The sequence below is a fragment of the Haloferula sp. BvORR071 genome (assembly GCF_000739615.1).
Taxonomy (GTDB): domain Bacteria; phylum Verrucomicrobiota; class Verrucomicrobiia; order Verrucomicrobiales; family Akkermansiaceae; genus Haloferula.
The window spans coordinates 55,666-73,474 of sequence record NZ_BATP01000023.1; the positions used below are offsets into that span (position 1 = coordinate 55,666).

Consider the following 17,809-nt stretch of genomic DNA (forward strand, 5'->3'; position numbering starts at 1 on the left):
GATGGGTCCGGGATCGGCGGAAACGGTCGCTTCAATTTTACTTTAGTGACGTGACGGCTTCCGCCGGTTCCGGGAAATGGCTTCGCGGCTGGTACAACCAGCCGCGAAGCAAATCCGGTAAACTGGATTACTTGAGGTCGATCTTGGCGCCGGCTTCTTCGAGCTTCTTCTTGGCAGCTTCGGCGGCGTCCTTGGAGACACCTTCGAGCACCTTGGCAGGAGCACTTTCGACCAGCTTCTTCGCGTCCGCAAGGCCCAGGCCCGGCGAAACTTCGCGGACCGCCTTGATGACGGCGATCTTGTTCGCGCCGCCGTCGGTGATGACGACGTCGAATTCGGTCTTTTCTTCAGCGACTTCAACCGGGCCAGCTTGCACGGCGACGCCGACGGGAGCTGCGGCGGAAACGCCCCAGGTCTCTTCCAGCTTCTTCACGAGGTCGGCAGCTTCCAGAACGGTGAGCTTGCCGAGTTCTTCAACGAGTTGTTCGATATTGGCCATTGTATTTCTCCTTTGCGGTATCGTCGCGCCCGGAAGCCTCCGGACATTTGAGCCCCGCAGCAGCGGGGCCGACGAGGAACCATTGTGGGTTCAGGCCGCGGCGGGAGACGCCGCGGCCATCGGGTCAGATTCTTATCAGGCTTCGGCGGCAGGTTCCGCGGCAGCTTCGGCAGCCGGGGCGGCTGCGGCTTCTTCGGCCGGGGCTTCGTCCTTCTTGGAGTCGGCGTCCGGGTTGAACTTCTTCTGGATGACGCGGGCGATCCGGGTGGAAGGCTCGAGGATGGTGGCCAGAAGCTGGGAAAGGACGGCTTCGCGGGACGGAATGTCGGCGATCGCCTTGAGCTTGTCGGCGTCAAGCACCGCGTCACCCAAGATACCAACCTTCATTTCCGGCTTCTTGAACTCCTTCTCGAAGTTCTTGATCGCCTTGGCAGCGGCGAAGACTTCGCTCTCACCGGTGATGAAAGCGGTCTGGCCGACGAGGCTGTCTCCGAGATCCGGACGACCGGCTTCGGCGAGAGCCTTCTTCATGTAGGTGTTCTTGGCGACGTGGCACTCGGCACCGGCCGCACCGAGGCGGTTACGGAGCTCGGAGAACTGCGGCACGGTCATGCCGGTGTAATCCACCACGAGCACGTAAGGCGAGGCGTTCACCTTTTCGAGCAGAGCGTCGATGATGACTTTCTTATCGGGATTCATGGTCGTGGAAAGGTTAGACGGACTTGGTGTAAACACCGGACTCCAGCGGGATGCCCGGGCTCATGGAGGCGGCAACCGTCACGCTGCGGACGAAGTTGCCCTTGGCGGATGCCGGCTTGGCGCGCACCACGCTCTCGATGAAGGCGCGGGCATTGTCGACCAGTGCTTCTTCCGTGAAGGAAGCCTTGCCGACCGCTCCGGAAACGTTGCCGTTCTTGTCGAGCTTGTAGTCGATACGACCTGCCTTGACTTCCTTCACCGCCTTGGCGGTGTCGTCGGTCACGGTGCCGGTCTTCGGGTTCGGCATCAAGCCGCGGGGACCGAGGACACGGGCGATCTTGCGGACTTCGGTCATCGCGTCCGGCGTGGCGATCGCCACGTCGAAGTCGGTGAAGCCGCCTTGGACACGCTTGATCAGTTCTTCGAAGCCGACGAATTCCGCTCCGGCAGCCTCGGCCGCTTCAGCGGCGGCGCCGGCGGCGAAGACGGCGACGCGGACGTTCTTACCCGAGCCGTGCGGCAGGGCGACGCTTCCGCGGACCATCTGGTCGCTCTTGCGGGGATCCACACCGAGGTGGAAGGAAACGGTAACGGTCGGGTCGAACTTCGGCGCCGGGAACTTCTTCACCGTGCCGACAGCTTCTTCCAAGCCGTAGGTCTTGCCGGCCGGCACAAGGGCGGCGGCTTTCGTGTAACGCTTGCTGCGGTTCTTCATGTTTCGTTTTGCAGTGCTGGCGGACCGGTCCGTATGACTGGCCCTCCTGCGGTTTCAGGCGCCGCTCCAAAGAGCAGCGCGGAAAGATTACATACCTTCGATCTCAAGACCCATCTGGCGGGCGGTGCCAGCCAGGATTCGGGCGGCGGCCTCGGGATTCTTGGTGTTCATGTCGGGCATCTTGATCGCCACGACTTCCATCAGCTTCTCCTTGGTGATCTTGCCGACCTTGATCTTGTTCGGCTCCTTGGAACCGGAGGCAAGGCCTGCCGCCTTCTTGAGCAAGTTGCCCGCGGGGGGCTTCTTGGTGATGAAGGTGAAGCTCTTGTCCTTGTAAACCGAGATCACAACCGGAAGCACGTCGCCGGCTTGGCTCTGGGTCTGGGCATTGAACTCCTTGCAGAAGCCCATGATGTTCACACCGGCTTGACCGAGAGCGGGACCGACGGGCGGAGATGGGTTAGCGGCTCCGGCGGGAATCTGGAGCTTGATGACTTTAACGACTTCCTTGGCCATGGTGGTAAAGAGAGAGGGATTGCGGGATCGGGATGTTTAGCGTGTGAAGATCAGGCGCGTTCGACTTGCCAGTACTCGAGTTCCACCGGGGTGGAACGACCGAAGATGGTGACCGCCACACGCAGCTTGCCGCGCTCGGGGTCGATTTCCTCGACGATGCCGTTCTGGCTCTGGAACGGGCCATCGGCGACCTTCACGGTATCGCCGACTTCGAAACTGATGGCGGGGCGGGCGTGCTCCTCGCGCTCCTTGATCTGGGAAAGCATGCCTTCCACTTCGCTCTGGCGCATCGGGATCGGGCGATCCTTGGTGCCGGCAAAGCCGATCACGCCTTCCATCTCCTTGATGAAATACCAGGTCTTCTCGACGAGCTGGTTGTCAGGAGTCAGAAGGTTCATGTTCACGATGATGTAGCCGGGGTAGAACTTCCGCTTGGAGGAAGTCTTCTTGCCGCGGCGGATCTCGGAGACCGTTTCGGTCGGAACCAGCACCTCGTAGATGTATTCGCCCATCTCTTCCGCCTCGCGCTGGCGGATGATGCGCTCCTTGACGCGTCCTTCTTGTCCGGAAAGGACGTGGACGACGTACCACTGGTTCTCTGGGGACGGTGCGGGCATGACGGGAGATAAAAAAGCTAACCGGGAAAAACTCTCAGCTCGGTTCAGTGAGTCGCGTGACCCAACTGCGTGATGAAATTCAGCACCAGAATGCAGATGCTGTCCCAAAACGACACGAAGCCCGCCAGCAGCACGGTTGCGACAAGCACAACAATCGTGGAATCCACGAGTTCCTTGTACTTCTTGATGCCCTTGACCTTTGGGTCGGACTCCCAAGGCCAATTGGCCTTGCGAAGCTCGCCTTTCACTTCGCCGAAGAAACGTGAGACTTTTGCGAACATGCCGGGATTACCTGAAATAGAGAAGCTGGAGTTGAAGAATGGCACGGAAGGTGGGACTCGAACCCACAACCAACGGTTTTGGAGACCGCTACTCTACCAATTGAGCTACTTCCGTTTTATTCTTCGTGACCGGTGGAGGCGATGGCGGGGCACCCCGGCAAACTGCCGAAGTGCCCCGAAATTCGTCCCAGCCGGTTGTCGCGGGGCGACAGACTGAGGACCTACCCGAGGGTAAGTCAAAGGATTTCGCTGACACGGCCGGCACCCACGGTGCGGCCGCCTTCGCGGATAGCGAAGCGCATGGTCTGCTCCATGGCGATCGGCGTGATAAGCTCGACTTCGAGGTTCACGTTGTCGCCAGGCATCACCATTTCGACACCTTCCGGCAGCTTGATGCTTCCGGTCACGTCGGTGGTGCGGAAGTAGAACTGCGGGCGGTAGTTCGAGAAGAACGGGGTGTGACGGCCACCTTCGTCCTTGGACAGGACGTAGATCTCGCCGCGGAACTTGCTGTGAGCCTTCACCGAACCCGGCTTGGCGATCACCTGGCCGCGCTCGACGTCGTTCTTCTTCAGACCGCGGATCAGGAGACCCACGTTGTCACCCGCACGACCTTCGTCGAGCAGCTTGCGGAACATTTCGATGTCGGTGACGGTGGTCTTCTGCGTGTCGCGGATACCAACGATTTCGACTTCTTCCATCTTCTTGACGATACCGCGCTCGACACGACCGGTGCAGACCGTTCCACGACCTTCGATCGAGAACACGTCTTCCACGGGCATGAGGAAGGGCTTGTCGATGGCGCGCTCCGGCTCCGGGATGTAGGAGTCGACGGCTGCCATCAGCTTGAAGATGTTTTCCTTGTGGGTCGCGTCGCCATCAAGGGCGAGCTTGGCGGAACCCATGACGATCGGAATCTCGTCGCCGGGGAATTCGTAGGTCGAAAGGAGGTCGCGGACTTCCATTTCAACGAGCTCAAGGAGCTCAGCGTCATCAACAAGGTCAACCTTGTTCATGAACACCACCAGGGCAGGAACACCCACCTGGCGGGCAAGCAGGATGTGCTCGCGGGTCTGAGGCATTGGGCCGTCAGCGGCGGACACCACGAGGATGCCACCGTCCATCTGGGCGGCGCCGGTGATCATGTTCTTCACATAGTCAGCGTGACCCGGGCAGTCCACGTGGGCGTAGTGACGATTGTCGGTCTCGTATTCGACGTGGGCGGTGTTGATCGTGATGCCGCGCTCGCGCTCCTCGGGAGCGGCGTCGATGTCAGCGTAGCTCTTCTTCTCGGCGAAACCCTTGTCGGCCAGCGTGTTGGTGATGGCTGCGGTCAGAGTGGTCTTGCCGTGGTCAACGTGACCGATGGTTCCGATGTTAACGTGCGGCTTGTTCCGCTTGAATGCTTCTTTGGCCATGGTTGTGGTGGTTACGCTTGAAGAAAATTTCGGGGGATCCTCCGGGCAGCCGCTGGAGCTCGTGGGGGGAATTGAACCCCCGACCTCGTCCTTACCAAGGACGCGCTCTACCCCTGAGCTACACGAGCAATTAACGACTGGCTATGTTCGCGATTACCGGGACTTGCCAGGAAATCCGGAGGGGCTCTCGTGAGACGAAAAACCCCCGCGAATTTCTCGGCCGGTTCCGGGAAAAGCGGGGCGGAAGTTGAACAGAACCGCCCATCCTGTCAAAAAAAATATGTATTGGAAGGAAATTTATCGTGGGACGCGCGAAATTCACTCGATTCCAATGGGTTACAAGGAATCCACCAGCGGCGTTGCGACCTCTTTCACCACCAACAAGCGGTTGAAGCGGGCAATTTCCAGGCAACGACCGGTGGCCGGATCGACATCCACGACCGCGCCGCAGAGCCGAACCGGTCCGCTGGCGATCGGAAAGCGCGTTGGCATCCCGGTACGGAAGCGCCACACCACCGACTCCGGGGCCCGTCCCAGCACGGATTCCTCGGGGCCACACATGCCGGCATCGGTCAGGCAGCCGGTACCGCCCGCCAGAATCCGCTCATCCGCAGTCTGGACGTGAGTGTGAGTTCCCACAATCGCGGACACCTTGCCATCCAGCGCCCAACACATCGCGATTTTCTCGCTGGTGGTCTCGGCGTGGAAATCCATGAAAATCACCTGCACGCCCTCGGCCCGCAGCCGCGCGGCCTCCTCTTCCGCTGCCAGAAAGGGATTTTCCAGCGGCGGCTGCATGAAAGAGCGGCCTTGCGCTTGGATCACGCCGACCTTGCCCTTCGGGGTCTCCAGCACCACCGAGCCCGCACCAGGCGTATCGGCAGGATAGTTGATCGGCCGCAGCAAGCGCGGCTCGGTCGGGAAATAATCCACGATCTCAGCCTGGTCCCAGACGTGATCGCCAGTGGTAATCACCGCCGCACCGGCCCGCAGCAACTCAATCGCGATCCGCGGTGTAATCCCGCGGCCACCGGCGGCGTTCTCGCCATTGACGATGATGAAATCCAAGCCCAGTTCTTTGCGCAAGACGGGCAAATGCTCGATCACGGCCTTGCGACCGGGCTCTCCAACGATGTCTCCTAGGAAAAGTATGCGCAGCGGCTCCATGAAATCGGGGGCCCGCGAGGCTTACCCCCCCACCCTCCGGCGCGCCAAGCCAAATCCCCGATGAGAGCCCGCAGTTTGCCTATCCTGATCGTCTTTTTCATAGGGTTGATCGTCCTTTTTGTCTGGCTGCGCGGTCCGCAGCCGCAGCCCCCCGCGTCACCTGCGCCAGCGGTTTCGGTCTCGCTATCGGATCTCGCACCAATCCCGAACTGGCTGGAAATCAATGACTACCAATCTACCATCTCGCGCCCGGCCTTCCTGCGCCAGATGGACGGTGTCTTCACGGTCTCCCCGGCGTGGCGGCAGTTTTTCCAGGTGAATGACGATCACGTTCTGGTGACAACCGCTCCCGGGGAGACATTCCGCCTGCGCTTCGCCCCGGAGGGGCTGGAATCGGCTCCCCCCCGCTTTTGGCGGAAGCCTTCACAACTCGGCCCGGCCGCGCCGGAAAAGCCCTTGGAGGGGGTGAAAATCGCCATCGACCCGGGCCATATCGGCGGCAGATGGGCCAAAATGGAGGAGCGCTGGTTCCAGATCGCCGGCTCCCAGCCGGTCCAGGAGGGAGACATGACCCTTGCCGTGGCCAAGCTGCTCAAGCCCCAGTTGGAGGCGATGGGTGCCACCGTCACGCTGGTCCGCGAGCAGACCGAGCCGGTCACTCCGATCCGCCCCGAGATGCTTCGCGAGGAGGCTGACAAGAACAACGGCGACGGCACGCTCGCCCAACGTGCGGAGCGGCTTTTCTACCGCACCGCGGAGATCCGCGCGCGGGCCAAGATCGTCAACGAAACCATCAAGCCGGACATTGTCCTCTGCCTGCATTTCAACGCCGATGCCTGGGGCAATCCGAATGCCCCCACCCTCGTTCCGGCGGATCACTTCCACATGATCCTGAATGGGGCCTATACCGACGACGAGGTGGCCCTTGGCGACCAGCGCCACGAGCTTCTGCTGAAGATGCTGCAGGGCATCCACGATGAGGAAGTGGCCCTAGCCACCAGTGCTGCATCTGCCTTCGTCGAGCGCACCGCCATGCCGCCCTACATCTACACCGCTGCAAGTGGCCGGGCCCGCAACGTGGATGCCAATCCTTATCTTTGGGCCCGCAATCTCTTGGCCAATCGTATCTATCACTGCCCGGTGCTCTACTATGAGCCCTACGTGATGAACTCCGAGGAAGACCACGCCCGCATTCAAGCCGGCGACTATGACGGCTTGCGCGAAGTCGCCGGCAAGCGACGCCCTTCGATCTTCCGTGAGTACGCCGACTGCGTGGCTCTCGGCCTCGAGCGCTACTACCGCGCCCAACGGCCGGCTCGATAAGCCGACGCTTGCCAAGCGAAGGCTTGCATCGCTTTGCTGTGCGCGCCCCCCAGTGACCGCTCCCCGCAAAAAGAAGCTGCAAATCGCCGGCCTCGTTTCGATGGCCTCCGGATCGGTCTTTGCCCTAATCGTCGCGGTGAGCCGTTCCTACCGCGACAACGCCTTCTCGGCTGGCCTCCTCGGCAAGGATGATTACGCCGCCGGAGATGGCATGCTCGATGTCATGATGGGGCTGGCAGCGTTGGTCTTCGTCGCGGGCTGCATCGCCTTCGTCGCCGGACGCTTTGCAAAAGCGGACCGCAATTGATCGGCGGCAAGGCTAGCGGGTTTCGCTGGCCAAATCCCCTTGATGGGTGAGTCACCGTTTCCGGTGACAACGAATTTCTGTAATTTCCTGCGTCTTCAGGATAGCCCTTGGACGTTTAATCCGTTTCTGTTCGCCGATGCCAAGAGCCGCCCTTCTCGCTTCCATACTGGCCCTGCCACTCCATGCCCATGCGCAGGATGGTGGCCAACTCTTCACCACCTACTGTTCCGCCTGCCACGGTCCTGATGGCAAAGGTGCCACCGGGGGCCAGTTTCCGCCGCTGGCCGGCAGTGACTGGGTCGCCGGCGATCCGGCGCGAGCCGTGAAGATTGTGCTTCACGGGCTGCACGGCGAGGTCGAGGTGGACGGCCGCAAATTCAACCTGGAGATGCCTCCGCAGGGCGGCGTGCTGCCGGATGACCAGATCGCCGCGATCCTGAGCTACGTCCGCTCTTCCTGGGGCAACAAGGCGGAGGCCATCAGCACGGATTTCGTGAAAGCCACCCGCGCCGCCACCACCGACCGCAAGGTGCAGTGGACCCAAGCGGAGATCATCAAGCTTCATCCGCTGCCCCCGAGCAAGCCGCCGATCGCCAACCTGATTTCGCAGGTTTACAATGGTGAATGGCAGAGTCTTCCGGACTTCTCGAAGCTCAAGGCCACCAATGTGGAGGAAGAGCACGATGGCAAGATCAGCATCAAGAAAGCCGGAGCGACCGATCTCTTCGGCATGGTCTGGGAAGGTGATCTCAACGTCTCCGAGGAAGGCGAATATCTCTTCCGCCTCGATGCCGATGATGGCGCGCGCGTCGTCCTGGATGGCAAGCCGGTGGTGGAGGTCAGTGGCATCGGCCCGATGGACGGTGGTCGCGCCAAGAACGGCTCGGCAAAGCTCAGCGCAGGGCCGCACAAAATCCGCGTCGAATACTTCGAATACAAGGGCAACGAAGGCATCGCCCTCGCCTGGCGCAAATCGGACGTGCCGGGCTGGAAGAGCCTGACCGATACCGCGATCAAAGGTGGCCGCGATCCAATCATGCTGGCTCCGGAAAACGGTCGCGCCGTGGTTTACCGCAACTTCATCGAGGGCACCACACCCCGCGGCATCGGCATCGGTTTCCCGGGCAGCGTGAACCTCGCCTACAGCGCGGACAATCTGGCTCCCGAGCTGATCTGGACCGGCGAGTTCATGGATGCTTCCAAGCACTGGACCGACCGCGGCCAGGGTAACCAATCCCCTGCAGGCGATCATGTGGTGAAGCTCAGCGGCTCGCCCGCTTTCAGTGGCGAAGCCCGCTTCCGCGGCTACAAGCTCGACCCCGCCGGCAACCCGACCTTCTCCGTGCAGGTCGGCAATCAGTTCGTCCTCGATAGCTGGAAGCCCGGCACCGCCAACGGGGCCCCCGCACTGGTCCGCACCCTCACCGTGAACGGCCAGGGTGACGCTGTAAGCCTGCTGATCTCCGACAAGCTGGCACTCAAGAAGGAGGGCTCCGCCTCCAGCCTGGGAGATGCGATCACGCTCCAAAGCGACCACGCCGAGCTCGAAAGCCGAGACGGCAAGGTCTTCGTCAAAATCATCCCCGGCCAGCCCGCCACCCTTACCTACTCCTGGAAATGAAGTTCACCCGACCACAGTCCTCTCCCCGGCGCACCTGGCAGCTTGGCGCTTTCCTGCTGCTTGCTTCGCTGGGCTCTGCCTCAGCGCAGAAGCAATCCGACTTCTACACCCGCGAGGAGATCCCCATGCCGCCGGGTGAAGTGCTGGAACTCAGCTCAATCGCGCTGATGCCCGACCAGAAGATCGCCGTGGCCTCTCGCCGCGGCGACCTGTGGATCTGCACGGGTGCCTATGGCTCCGATCTCTCGCAGGTAAAGTGGAGCAAATTCGCAGAGGGCCTGCACGAGCCGCTCGGCATGTTCTACAAGGACGGCTGGCTCTACCTCACCCAGCGACCGGAAGTCACCCGCCTCAAGGACAGCGATGGCGACGGCAAGGCTGACACCTTCGAGACCATCAACTCGGACTGGGGCATCAAGGGCGACTATCATGAGTATGCCTTCGGCTCCGAGCCGGACAAGGAAGGCAATATCTGGACCGTCTTCTGCCTCACCGGTTCCTTCACCGCGGAGTCAAAATACCGCGGCTGGTGCATGCGGATCACGCCGAAGGGCGAAATGATCCCGACCTGCTCGGGCATCCGCTCGCCCGGCGGCATCGGCTTCAATGCCGAGGGCGACACCTTCTACACCGACAACCAAGGCCCGTGGAACGGCTCGTCCTCGCTCAAGTGGCTCAAGCCCGGCTCCTTCCAAGGCAACCCCGAGGGCAACAAGTTCTACACCGAGACGAAGGCGATCGGAGCACGGCCAGTGCAGCCGAACGACAACTCCCGCATCATCAAGGAGCGCAAGCGCATCCCCGAGTTCGTGCCACCCGCTGTCGTCCTGCCGCATGCCAAGGTCGGTCAATCCCCGTCCGGCATCGCCTGTGATCTCACCGGTGGAAAGTTCGGCCCATGGGAGAAACAGCTCTACATCGGTGAGCAGACCAAATCCGAAGTTCAGCGCATCTCCTTGGAGAAGGTGAACGGTCTCTATCAGGGAGCGGTGTTCCACTTCCTCAGTGGCTTCGAGGCTGGCATCGTGCCGGTCCGCCAGGGAGAAGATGGCTCCCTTTTCATTGGCGGCACCAACCGCGGCTGGGCCTCCAGCGGCCACAAGCCCTTCACCTTCGAGCGCGTCCGCTGGACCGGCAAGACGCCCTTCGAAATGCACGACATCTCCGCTCTCAAGGACGGCTTTGAAGTCAGCTTCACCGAGCCCGTGGATCCCGAAAGCGCCAGCAAGCCGGAGTCCTACAAGATGGACGCCTGGACCTACATCTACCGAGCTGAATATGGCTCGCCGGAAGTGGATCAAGTCACGCCCAAGATCACCGCCGTCGAGGTTTCAGCGGACAAGAAGAAGGTGCGACTGAAGGTCGATGGCATGGTCCAAGGTCATGTCCACCACCTCGAAGCTCCCGGCGTGAAGTCCGCCAGCGGCGGCAAGCTCTGGCACGACGAGGGCTGGTATACTCTGAACGAGATTCCGAAGTAAGCCCAGCGACTCGCACTCTTCATCAGAGAACGGCAAAGCCGTTCCCCATAAAGCCCAAGGTTGGCCACAGGCCCACCTTGGGTTTTTGGCGTAGAAGGCTTTCACCCTCGAGGAGCTTGCCGAGGGTGACTTCCTTGTGACAAGCCCGGGATGACCTGATATCCATCCGCGCATGCCTCACGAAGCATCTATCGTAGAAATCGACCTGGGCGAGGGCGATCAAGCCTTCGCCGTGATGCTGCCCGCTGCCCCCTACGACGAAATCCTTGTCGTCTCGCCCGACAAAAGCCCTAACTCGCAGGCTCTCTTGAAGGAACTCTGTCCCCACTGGGGAGCCCTTTGGCCGAAGATCTTGAACAAGCTCGAAGAAGGCATCGCCAAGCACGGGGAGGAGACCGTTTTGGAGGACGAAGAGTTCATTGCCGAGGTCAGCCGTCTCGAACCAGGAGTCTACATGGCCGACAAGGCCGATATCTTCTTCCGCCTGGAGTTCGACGAGCCACCGCTGTGGGACTGCTTCATCAAGGGAGACGAACTGGTTCACTTCCAGCCCGTCTTTTAACGATCGGCTGGGACAGGTGCGGGCGAAGCCTGCCTTTTCATGCGGGATCGCACGCCCCTCCCCAGCCTACTCCAATCGCGTCGGGAAATTGTAGTTCGCACCCCCACCCGGGACGATACCTTGGCAATCCTCCGGAATCGCCACTCCCCATGCCCTCTCCCGCCGAAACCCTCTGGCACGCCGCTTGGAACGGCGACCTCGACCTCATCCGCGAATGCATTGGAAAGGGTGCATCCCTCAACGAGCGCAGCTTCAATAGCTCCACGCCTCTCGAAGCCGCTGCCTACAACGCCCAAGCGGAAGCCTGCACACTCCTTCTCACCAGCGGCGCTGATCCGAATGCGACCTATGGGCCAACCGGAGAAAGCGTGCTGCATCAGGTGATCACCAAAACCGGCGATCCACGCCGCACCGCCATCGTCAAGGCCCTGATCGCTGCCGGAGCGGACCTCAACCGGCCCACTCTGCCGAACGCGCCAACCCAGTGCTTCGCCCGCGATATCCGCACCCGCGGTGAAACGCCCCTGCACCGTGCCGCCGCATACGGCGATGCCGAGATGATCAACGCCCTGATCCAAGCCGGTGCCGACAAAACCGCCCGTGACATCAACGGTGACTCCCCGCTCACCTGGGCGAGTTGGCATTTGAGGGACAACACCATCCTCCGTCTTCTGCTCTTCGGGGAATTCGAGGGCTCGATTCCCGAGTCCCGCCCATGAAGCGCGAGAACTTGCGCGCATCCCATCACTCCCCCTAACTCTCCGGCGTTGAAATTTCTATCATGGTTCGACCGGCGGCACCCCGTCCTTGAATACCTTGGCATGGCCGCGGCGGGGTTGCTGTATGCCATCGCCCTGAAGTACTTCGTCTTTCCCGCCAAGGTCATCCTTACCGGCTTCGAGGGTATCGCCGCGGCGCTCAGCTACTTCTTCGCCAGCGACTCGCTGTTCCTGATCCTCTACGGCATCTCACAGGCGATCCTCGTCGCCTTCGCCTACAAGAAGATCGGCCGCACCTTCGCTGTGCGCACCGCCTTGACCACCGGGATGGTGCTACTCGCATTACCGCTGCTGCCGGAAATGACGATGGCCGACTCCCAACATGAGCGCCTGATCCTTGTCCTCTTCGGCGGCATTCTTTCCGGATTGGCGAAGGCAATGGCCCTGCGCCTGCGCGGTTCGACCGGCGATGAAGACGTGTTAGGTGCCTGGTTCGCGATGAAGTATCTCAAGCCGGTCGGCACCATCGCGGTGATCTCCGCGGCAATCTCCTGCGTCTTCGGCCTCGCGCTCGAATACCTCAAGGCCCACCAGATCGAGCCGGTGATCAACACGCTGATGTACACCAGCATCTTCATCTTCGCCGGCGCGGAGACGCTCAACAACTTCTTCCGCAAGTTCAAGCTGGTGATGATCACTGCCTTCAGCAAGGAGCCAGACTCCATCGGCAAGGCCATCACGACCGCCGCACCCCACCGCACCTTCACCATCCAGCGCGGCATCGGCGGCTACTCCGCGGAGCCCCTGCACCTAGTCCGTACCATAGTCACCCACGAGGAACTGCCCGAGGTGCTGGACGCCCTTGAGCTCGACTGCCCGGAAGCCTTCCACTTCCACCACGACATCGAGGGCATCTCGCGAAGCTATTACATCAAGCCGATCGGCTAGAGAGGCCATCCCGACCCTTCTACGCGACCGCGCTCAACAAAACCGCGAGGTGGGTATGCTCCGCAGCCACATTCTCACCCGGCGAAATCGCGGCTTTCTACTCGAAGTAACATTCGCGGATCTCAGTCACGTAGCCGAGCTTCGCGATGCCGATCAGCACTTCCCGCCAATCCGCCCCACTGGTGCTGCCGATACACAGCGCCTGGTCGCTCCCACAATCGATCCGTCCCTTGCTCTCCGGTTGGATCGACACGCCGGGCGCGATCTTCCGCAGCTCTGCAAAGGTCGTTTCATCCTTCGGCACGCAGAATTCGTAGGAGACCGAGACGAGACCATCCTCGGGACCGCGCAACCCGTCGACGCGGATTTCGTCCAAATTGAATTTGATCTTGGCCAGCGCGACTTCCTCCCCGGTGCGCATCTTGGATGGAAGTCGCTTGCCCGATTTTGCCGCGTCAAGGCCGCCATCGCCACGAGTTCCGGCAACCGCATCATACTCTCCCGCCTGCTCTCGCGGCCCTCGCCCACAACGCGACACGACCCAGCCTCCCGCTACGACCAGGACCAGCATGACGGAGACGACGCGGCGCTGCTTCGACATGGGATGCATCCCTACTTATTTTGAGAAGAAGCGCGAGCCCTAGGTCTTGGACCGCTTCTCGCCTCCCTTTACATTGTCCCCAGCCTTGGCGATGAAAGCCGCATGCAGACACTTCTTCTCTGCGGTCACGGCTACCTGGGCCAAGCGATCGCCCGCGATTTCCACGCGGCGGGCTGGAAGATCGTGGCCTTGTCCTTGTCTGGTGGAGCGGATTCGATCGCTTGCGATCTCTCTTCCCCCGCCGCGGTCAACTCCCTGGACCTCGCACCCGACTTCATCGTCCACTGCGCCTCCTCCGGTCGCGGTGGTGAGGAAGCCTATCGCGCGGTCTATCTCGAAGGTTGTCGCAATCTGTTAGCCCGCTTTCCTGAAATGCCGCTGTTCTTTACTTCCAGCACCTCGGTCTATGCCCAGACGGATGGCTCGGTGGTGACGGAAGAGAGCCCCGCCGAGCCCGACCGGGGAACCGGCAAGCTCCTGCGGGAAACAGAGGACCTCGTCTTGGCAGCAGGCGGCAGCGTCGCGCGCCTCGCGGGGATCTACGGCCCGGAACGCAGCGTGATTTTGAAGAAGTTCCTCGGTGGTGAAGCGGTGATTGAAGAAGACGGCAGCCGCTATCTCAACCAGATCCACCGCGATGATGCAGCGGCTGCTATCCTGCATCTCGCGACCAGCGGGGCACCGGCAGGTATCTACAACGTGGCCGACTCCACCCCGCTGACGCAGCTCGAGTGCTATACCGGCCTGGCTCGCGTCTTCACCCGCCCACTACCGCCAAGTGGTCCGCGAGACCTGAACCGCAAGCGCGGCTGGACCCACAAGCGCGTCTCGAATGCGAAGCTCCGCTCGAGCGGGTGGGAGCCGCGGCATGCTTCATTTCTGGATGCGGCGGCAGAAGTGGAGAAGACCTTGAGCTAACAGGTAGCTTTGCGGCGCAGGGATTCCGCGGTCGGCAGTTCGCCCTCAGTCCCCACAGAATACCAGAGTGCCGCCAGACTTCAGGGCTTGATCGGCCGCATCGTAAAGCTTGAGCAGGCAGTCCCTTATCTCAGCACAAGACAAAGTCACCAGGCCCTTCTCGAAGGCGTCGAACTGAACCTCAGTCCTCCTGGCAAAGATCGCGGAATCGATCAGATACTCGATGTTGCCCTTCAAGCGGGCGCAGTCTTCGGTGCTGAACTCCGTGGCATCATACTCATCAATAAACGGCTTTCCCACGTTGATCTGAGGGAGAAGGAACTCCTGGATCTCGAATGAGGGAAAGAACCACTCGCGCTCTTTGATACTCTCGAAATCGGGTGATAGGCGCCAATCGATCATCTTTCAATGGAGTGTGGACCGTCGAGTCCCGAACAATCGCTCGCATATCCTGACAAACCCGGCAATCGCCCAGAAAAGAAGAAGCCAGGCCGGCGGCAATCATCGGTGAGAATCGTGAGACCGGTGATAGGGACGGGCCGGCTCCTAAAGAGAAGCCGGCCCTTGCTTGTGATGGCAACTCCACCGCCATTCAGCGGATGAAGCCCAAGCCGGAGACGCGCTCTTTGCCGTCGCGCTCCGTGACGGTGATCGTGACGGTGCCGCCGCCGGAATCCGCCGCCACCTCCGTCTTGATATCATCGTGGTGGCTCACGCGCCAGTTGGTGAACTGGCCGGGCGTGCCACCCGACTTCTGGAAGCCAGAGGCAAATTGAGTCACATAGGAGGTTTCAAAATTCCGCTTCTGGGTTTCCGAGGGAAGCTGCGAGTATTCCGCTCCTACATCCTCGCCCATCGACTGGAGCATCGGCCAGTCGATCTTGTCCACGACCGAGCTGTCGCCGCGCGCGAGTTCTTCAAAGGTGTCCTTCGCAAAGGACATATCAGCCTTGCTCTCAATTTTCCCGACTTGGTGCTCGGCCTCATCACACTGGGTCAAGGTGATGGCGGAGAGAAGGCTTGCTGCGATCAGGAGTTGTTTCATGCGAAACTCTCTTTGCAAGCGCTATGCCCAAGCCATTACCCATTGTCAATCAATGGACCGCCAGTCCCTGCGAGCGGTTAGAATGGCACAATGCAACCCCACCTTTGGTGGCATTGTGCAACTTGAAGCAAACTGGCAATACGTGCTCCGCCTTTTCCCCGGTTTTCGGAACTTTTGCGGAGCGAGATGCCGACTGATCGAAAATTTCAGGTCCCCTTGATCAAAGGGGCGTGCTACCCTCGCGCGCCCTCCGGACCGTATCGCCCTTTCGGTTCACCCTTGAAAACACACCCGCGATTTTTGCGGATGCTCTTGGTGGCATGCGCGACCGCCGCTTGCAGCCTGCAAGCGCAGAGCCTCTACAGCTTCGGCAATCCGACTCCGGACGAGCAGCTCTATCTGGAGTATATCAATCGTTCGCGCGCGAATCCGCCAGCGGAGGGAGCCCGCCTGGCCGCAACCACCGATGCCGCGGTGCTGAATGCTTATAGCATTTACAACGTGAACCTCGCCCTGATGCAGAGCGAGTTCAAGGCGATCCCTGCGGCTCCTCCTCTGGCACCAAGCGCCGCGCTCACCACGGTGGCGCGCAGCCACTCACAGTGGATGCTGGCGAATGCAACGCAGAGTCACGATGAGGGCCCACTAAAGATCGCCACACGGATGGCAACCACCGGCTTCTTGACTTGGGGCGAGAACGTCTATGCCTACTCAAACAGCACTTGGTTCGGCCACGCCGGTCTGAATGTGGACTGGGGTCCCGGTGGCAGCGGCGGCATGCAGAGCGGCCGCGGTCATCGCACCAACATCCACAATTCAATCTTCAAGGAGATCGGCATCGGAGTGGTCAACGGGACCAACGGCGGCATCGGCCCTCAACTCGTGACCCAGGACCTTGGAGTCAAGGGCAGCACCGCTTTCGCTACCGGCGTGGCCTACTACGATCTCAATAGTAACAACTTCTACGATCCCGGCGAAGGCATCTCGGACCTCGACGTCAACGTCAGCGGTGCCTCCTACTATTGCAAGACCGCCAGCGGTGGCGGCTGGGTGGTGCCGGTGCCCACGAGCGCGGCGGACCGCACCGTGACCTTCTCCGGGCTGAGTCTGAACCAGAGCTCGCCGATCACGATCCCCGCGGCCACAAATGCCAAGCTGGACCTCAAGCTGGCCTATGCTCCACCTGCGATCACCAGTCCCGCTACCGCGTATACCGGTAGTCCCTACAATATGAGCTTCACCGCAGTGGGCGGTGCTGGCAGCTACCGCTGGAAACGCTGGACCGCACCGGCCGCTGCCGCGGAGAACGCCGAAAACACCACCAAGATCACTTCGTCGATCCTCGGTGGCTACTCCGTGGTGAACTCGGGCGTGAAGCAACAGGGCAGCAGCTCTTTCCACCTGGTAAACGCTTCGCCCCCGGGCACCCAGTGGATCCAGCTTTCCCCGCTCTACCGCGGCCTCGCCTCCGCCTCGCTCAGCTTCCAGAGCCGCCTGCGCACCGCGATGCCCAGCGAGCAATACAAGGTGCAGGTGAAGGAGGAAGGCAGCTCGAACTGGGTGGACGTCTATAGCCAGACCGGCGTCAACAGTGCGGGTGAGGCGTCATTCAGCCTGAAGACCGCCGACCTCTCCGCGATGGAGGGCAAGCTCTTCCGGGTCCGCTTCCTCCTCCAGTTCTCCAGCGGCTCCTACTGGGGCAACAGTGGCAATACCTACGGCTGGTTCATCGACGCGATCAACTTCAGCAAGGTCCAGGAACTCCAGAACGAGGTCAGCGACACTCTCGCCAGCACCACCGGGAGCTTCACGCCTCCCGCCACCGGCACCTATCTGCACGCCATCTTCCCGGTAATCTCGGGACTCGATTTCCCGCCTTCGTTCAAAACCGTTACCGTGAATGCGGGGCCGCCTCCCGGCTTCGCTTCGTGGGCGGCCGCATTCGAAACCGCCAATTCGATCCCCGCCGGGACCCTTTCCGATCCGGATGGCGACTACGACCAAGACGGCCGCCCGAACCTGGTGGAATACGGCTTCGGCACCTCGCCGGTGCTCGGGACGGAGAGCATGGCGCGCTATCCCGCGCCATCCACGAGCGGCAGCGACGTCATCGTGAGCTACCAGATCGATACCTCGCTCGGCGATATCAGCTACTTCGCCGAGGCCGGCACCGAACTCGGGACATGGAGCCCGCCGGGCCAAGCTGGAGCTCCCGCCGGCTTCAAGGATCAACTGGTCTCGACAAACGGCAGCATCGAGACCCGCGAGGCCACCCTGCCGACCGGCTCCGGATCGCAGGTGTTTTTCCGCGTGAGAGTGGCGCCGAATCCTTGAAGTCACGGGTCTTCAAGGCCTTGCGAGACGCCGCCGTT

At 61.3% G+C, this 17,809-nt stretch carries 20 protein-coding genes and 2 tRNA genes; 9 read left to right on the forward strand and 13 right to left on the reverse strand.

Annotated elements, in window-relative coordinates:
• Nucleotides 1–127 precede the first annotated feature (127 nt).
• From rplL to BV071_RS12100, 10 genes are all read right to left on the reverse strand, one after another.
• On the reverse strand, nt 128–499 hold the full coding sequence (rplL, locus tag BV071_RS12055; RefSeq protein WP_035607076.1) for a 50S ribosomal protein L7/L12: 372 nt from the start codon (nt 497–499) through the stop codon (nt 128–130).
• Nucleotides 500–634: 135 nt separating this feature from the next.
• The gene (rplJ, locus tag BV071_RS12060) at nt 635–1,198 is read right to left on the reverse strand and encodes a 50S ribosomal protein L10 (protein WP_035607079.1); all 564 of its coding nucleotides are present in this window, start codon (nt 1,196–1,198) and stop codon (nt 635–637) included.
• A 13-nt stretch (nt 1,199–1,211) separates the two neighbouring features.
• Nucleotides 1,212–1,913, reverse strand: a complete 702-nt coding sequence (gene rplA / locus BV071_RS12065; protein ID WP_035607080.1) for a 50S ribosomal protein L1 — start codon at nt 1,911–1,913, stop codon at nt 1,212–1,214.
• Between the two features lie 87 nt (nt 1,914–2,000).
• Nucleotides 2,001–2,429, reverse strand: coding sequence for a 50S ribosomal protein L11 (gene rplK / locus BV071_RS12070; RefSeq protein WP_035607083.1), 429 nt, complete (start codon nt 2,427–2,429; stop codon nt 2,001–2,003).
• Nucleotides 2,430–2,479: 50 nt separating this feature from the next.
• Nucleotides 2,480–3,046, reverse strand: a complete 567-nt coding sequence (gene nusG, locus BV071_RS12075; RefSeq protein WP_035607086.1) for a transcription termination/antitermination protein NusG — start codon at nt 3,044–3,046, stop codon at nt 2,480–2,482.
• A gap of 44 nt (nt 3,047–3,090) precedes the next feature.
• Nucleotides 3,091–3,327 (reverse strand): preprotein translocase subunit SecE, encoded by a 237-nt coding sequence (locus tag BV071_RS12080; protein WP_035607089.1) that lies wholly within the window; start codon nt 3,325–3,327, stop codon nt 3,091–3,093.
• A gap of 39 nt (nt 3,328–3,366) precedes the next feature.
• Nucleotides 3,367–3,442: transfer RNA gene (locus BV071_RS12085), tRNA-Trp, on the reverse strand.
• Between the two features lie 121 nt (nt 3,443–3,563).
• A complete protein-coding gene (tuf, locus tag BV071_RS12090) occupies nt 3,564–4,745 on the reverse strand; it encodes an elongation factor Tu (RefSeq protein WP_035607092.1) in 1,182 nt (393 codons plus the stop codon).
• A 53-nt stretch (nt 4,746–4,798) separates the two neighbouring features.
• Nucleotides 4,799–4,873: transfer RNA gene (locus tag BV071_RS12095), tRNA-Thr, on the reverse strand.
• 208 nt (nt 4,874–5,081) lie between these two features.
• Nucleotides 5,082–5,912, reverse strand: a complete 831-nt coding sequence (locus tag BV071_RS12100; protein ID WP_075090895.1) for a TIGR00282 family metallophosphoesterase — start codon at nt 5,910–5,912, stop codon at nt 5,082–5,084.
• 105 nt (nt 5,913–6,017) lie between these two features.
• Here BV071_RS12100 and BV071_RS12105 point away from each other — a divergent pair, with 105 nt between their 5' ends.
• The 7 genes from BV071_RS12105 (at nt 6,018) to BV071_RS12135 (ending at nt 12,873) form a co-directional block, all read left to right on the forward strand.
• Nucleotides 6,018–7,235, forward strand: a complete 1,218-nt coding sequence (locus BV071_RS12105; protein WP_265594358.1) for an N-acetylmuramoyl-L-alanine amidase — start codon at nt 6,018–6,020, stop codon at nt 7,233–7,235.
• Nucleotides 7,236–7,287: 52 nt separating this feature from the next.
• Nucleotides 7,288–7,542 (forward strand): hypothetical protein, encoded by a 255-nt coding sequence (locus BV071_RS12110; protein WP_035607096.1) that lies wholly within the window; start codon nt 7,288–7,290, stop codon nt 7,540–7,542.
• Between the two features lie 136 nt (nt 7,543–7,678).
• Entirely contained in the window at nt 7,679–9,163 is a 1,485-nt protein-coding gene (locus BV071_RS32870; RefSeq protein WP_052573238.1) for a PA14 domain-containing protein, read from the forward strand.
• On the forward strand, nt 9,160–10,644 hold the full coding sequence (locus BV071_RS12120) for a PQQ-dependent sugar dehydrogenase (protein WP_052573239.1): 1,485 nt from the start codon (nt 9,160–9,162) through the stop codon (nt 10,642–10,644). Before BV071_RS32870 ends, BV071_RS12120 begins: the two co-directional genes overlap by 4 nt.
• A gap of 172 nt (nt 10,645–10,816) precedes the next feature.
• Nucleotides 10,817–11,206 carry a hypothetical protein gene (locus tag BV071_RS12125; protein WP_035607098.1) on the forward strand — a complete coding sequence of 130 codons (390 nt, stop codon included), beginning with the start codon at nt 10,817–10,819 and terminating at the stop codon, nt 11,204–11,206.
• 149 nt (nt 11,207–11,355) lie between these two features.
• Nucleotides 11,356–11,925, forward strand: coding sequence for an ankyrin repeat domain-containing protein (locus BV071_RS12130; protein WP_035607100.1), 570 nt, complete (start codon nt 11,356–11,358; stop codon nt 11,923–11,925).
• Between the two features lie 48 nt (nt 11,926–11,973).
• Nucleotides 11,974–12,873 (forward strand): YitT family protein, encoded by a 900-nt coding sequence (locus tag BV071_RS12135; protein ID WP_265594359.1) that lies wholly within the window; start codon nt 11,974–11,976, stop codon nt 12,871–12,873.
• 97 nt (nt 12,874–12,970) lie between these two features.
• Here BV071_RS12135 and BV071_RS35345 read toward each other — a convergent pair whose 3' ends face one another.
• Complete coding sequence (locus BV071_RS35345) at nt 12,971–13,474, reverse strand: hypothetical protein (RefSeq protein ID WP_265594360.1); 504 nt, start codon at nt 13,472–13,474, stop codon at nt 12,971–12,973.
• Nucleotides 13,475–13,576: 102 nt separating this feature from the next.
• On the opposite strand from BV071_RS35345, the gene BV071_RS12145 reads away from it, so the two are divergent.
• Nucleotides 13,577–14,392, forward strand: a complete 816-nt coding sequence (locus BV071_RS12145) for an NAD-dependent epimerase/dehydratase family protein (protein ID WP_035607104.1) — start codon at nt 13,577–13,579, stop codon at nt 14,390–14,392.
• 45 nt (nt 14,393–14,437) lie between these two features.
• On the opposite strand, the gene BV071_RS12150 is transcribed toward BV071_RS12145, so the two are convergent.
• Both BV071_RS12150 and BV071_RS12155 read right to left on the reverse strand, forming a co-directional pair.
• Entirely contained in the window at nt 14,438–14,794 is a 357-nt protein-coding gene (locus BV071_RS12150) for a hypothetical protein (RefSeq protein WP_035607106.1), read from the reverse strand.
• Nucleotides 14,795–14,984: 190 nt separating this feature from the next.
• The gene (locus BV071_RS12155; RefSeq protein WP_035607109.1) at nt 14,985–15,437 is read right to left on the reverse strand and encodes a hypothetical protein; all 453 of its coding nucleotides are present in this window, start codon (nt 15,435–15,437) and stop codon (nt 14,985–14,987) included.
• A gap of 315 nt (nt 15,438–15,752) precedes the next feature.
• Here BV071_RS12155 and BV071_RS12160 point away from each other — a divergent pair, with 315 nt between their 5' ends.
• Nucleotides 15,753–17,771, forward strand: coding sequence for a CAP domain-containing protein (locus tag BV071_RS12160; RefSeq protein WP_265594361.1), 2,019 nt, complete (start codon nt 15,753–15,755; stop codon nt 17,769–17,771).
• Nucleotides 17,772–17,809: the final 38 nt, after the last annotated feature.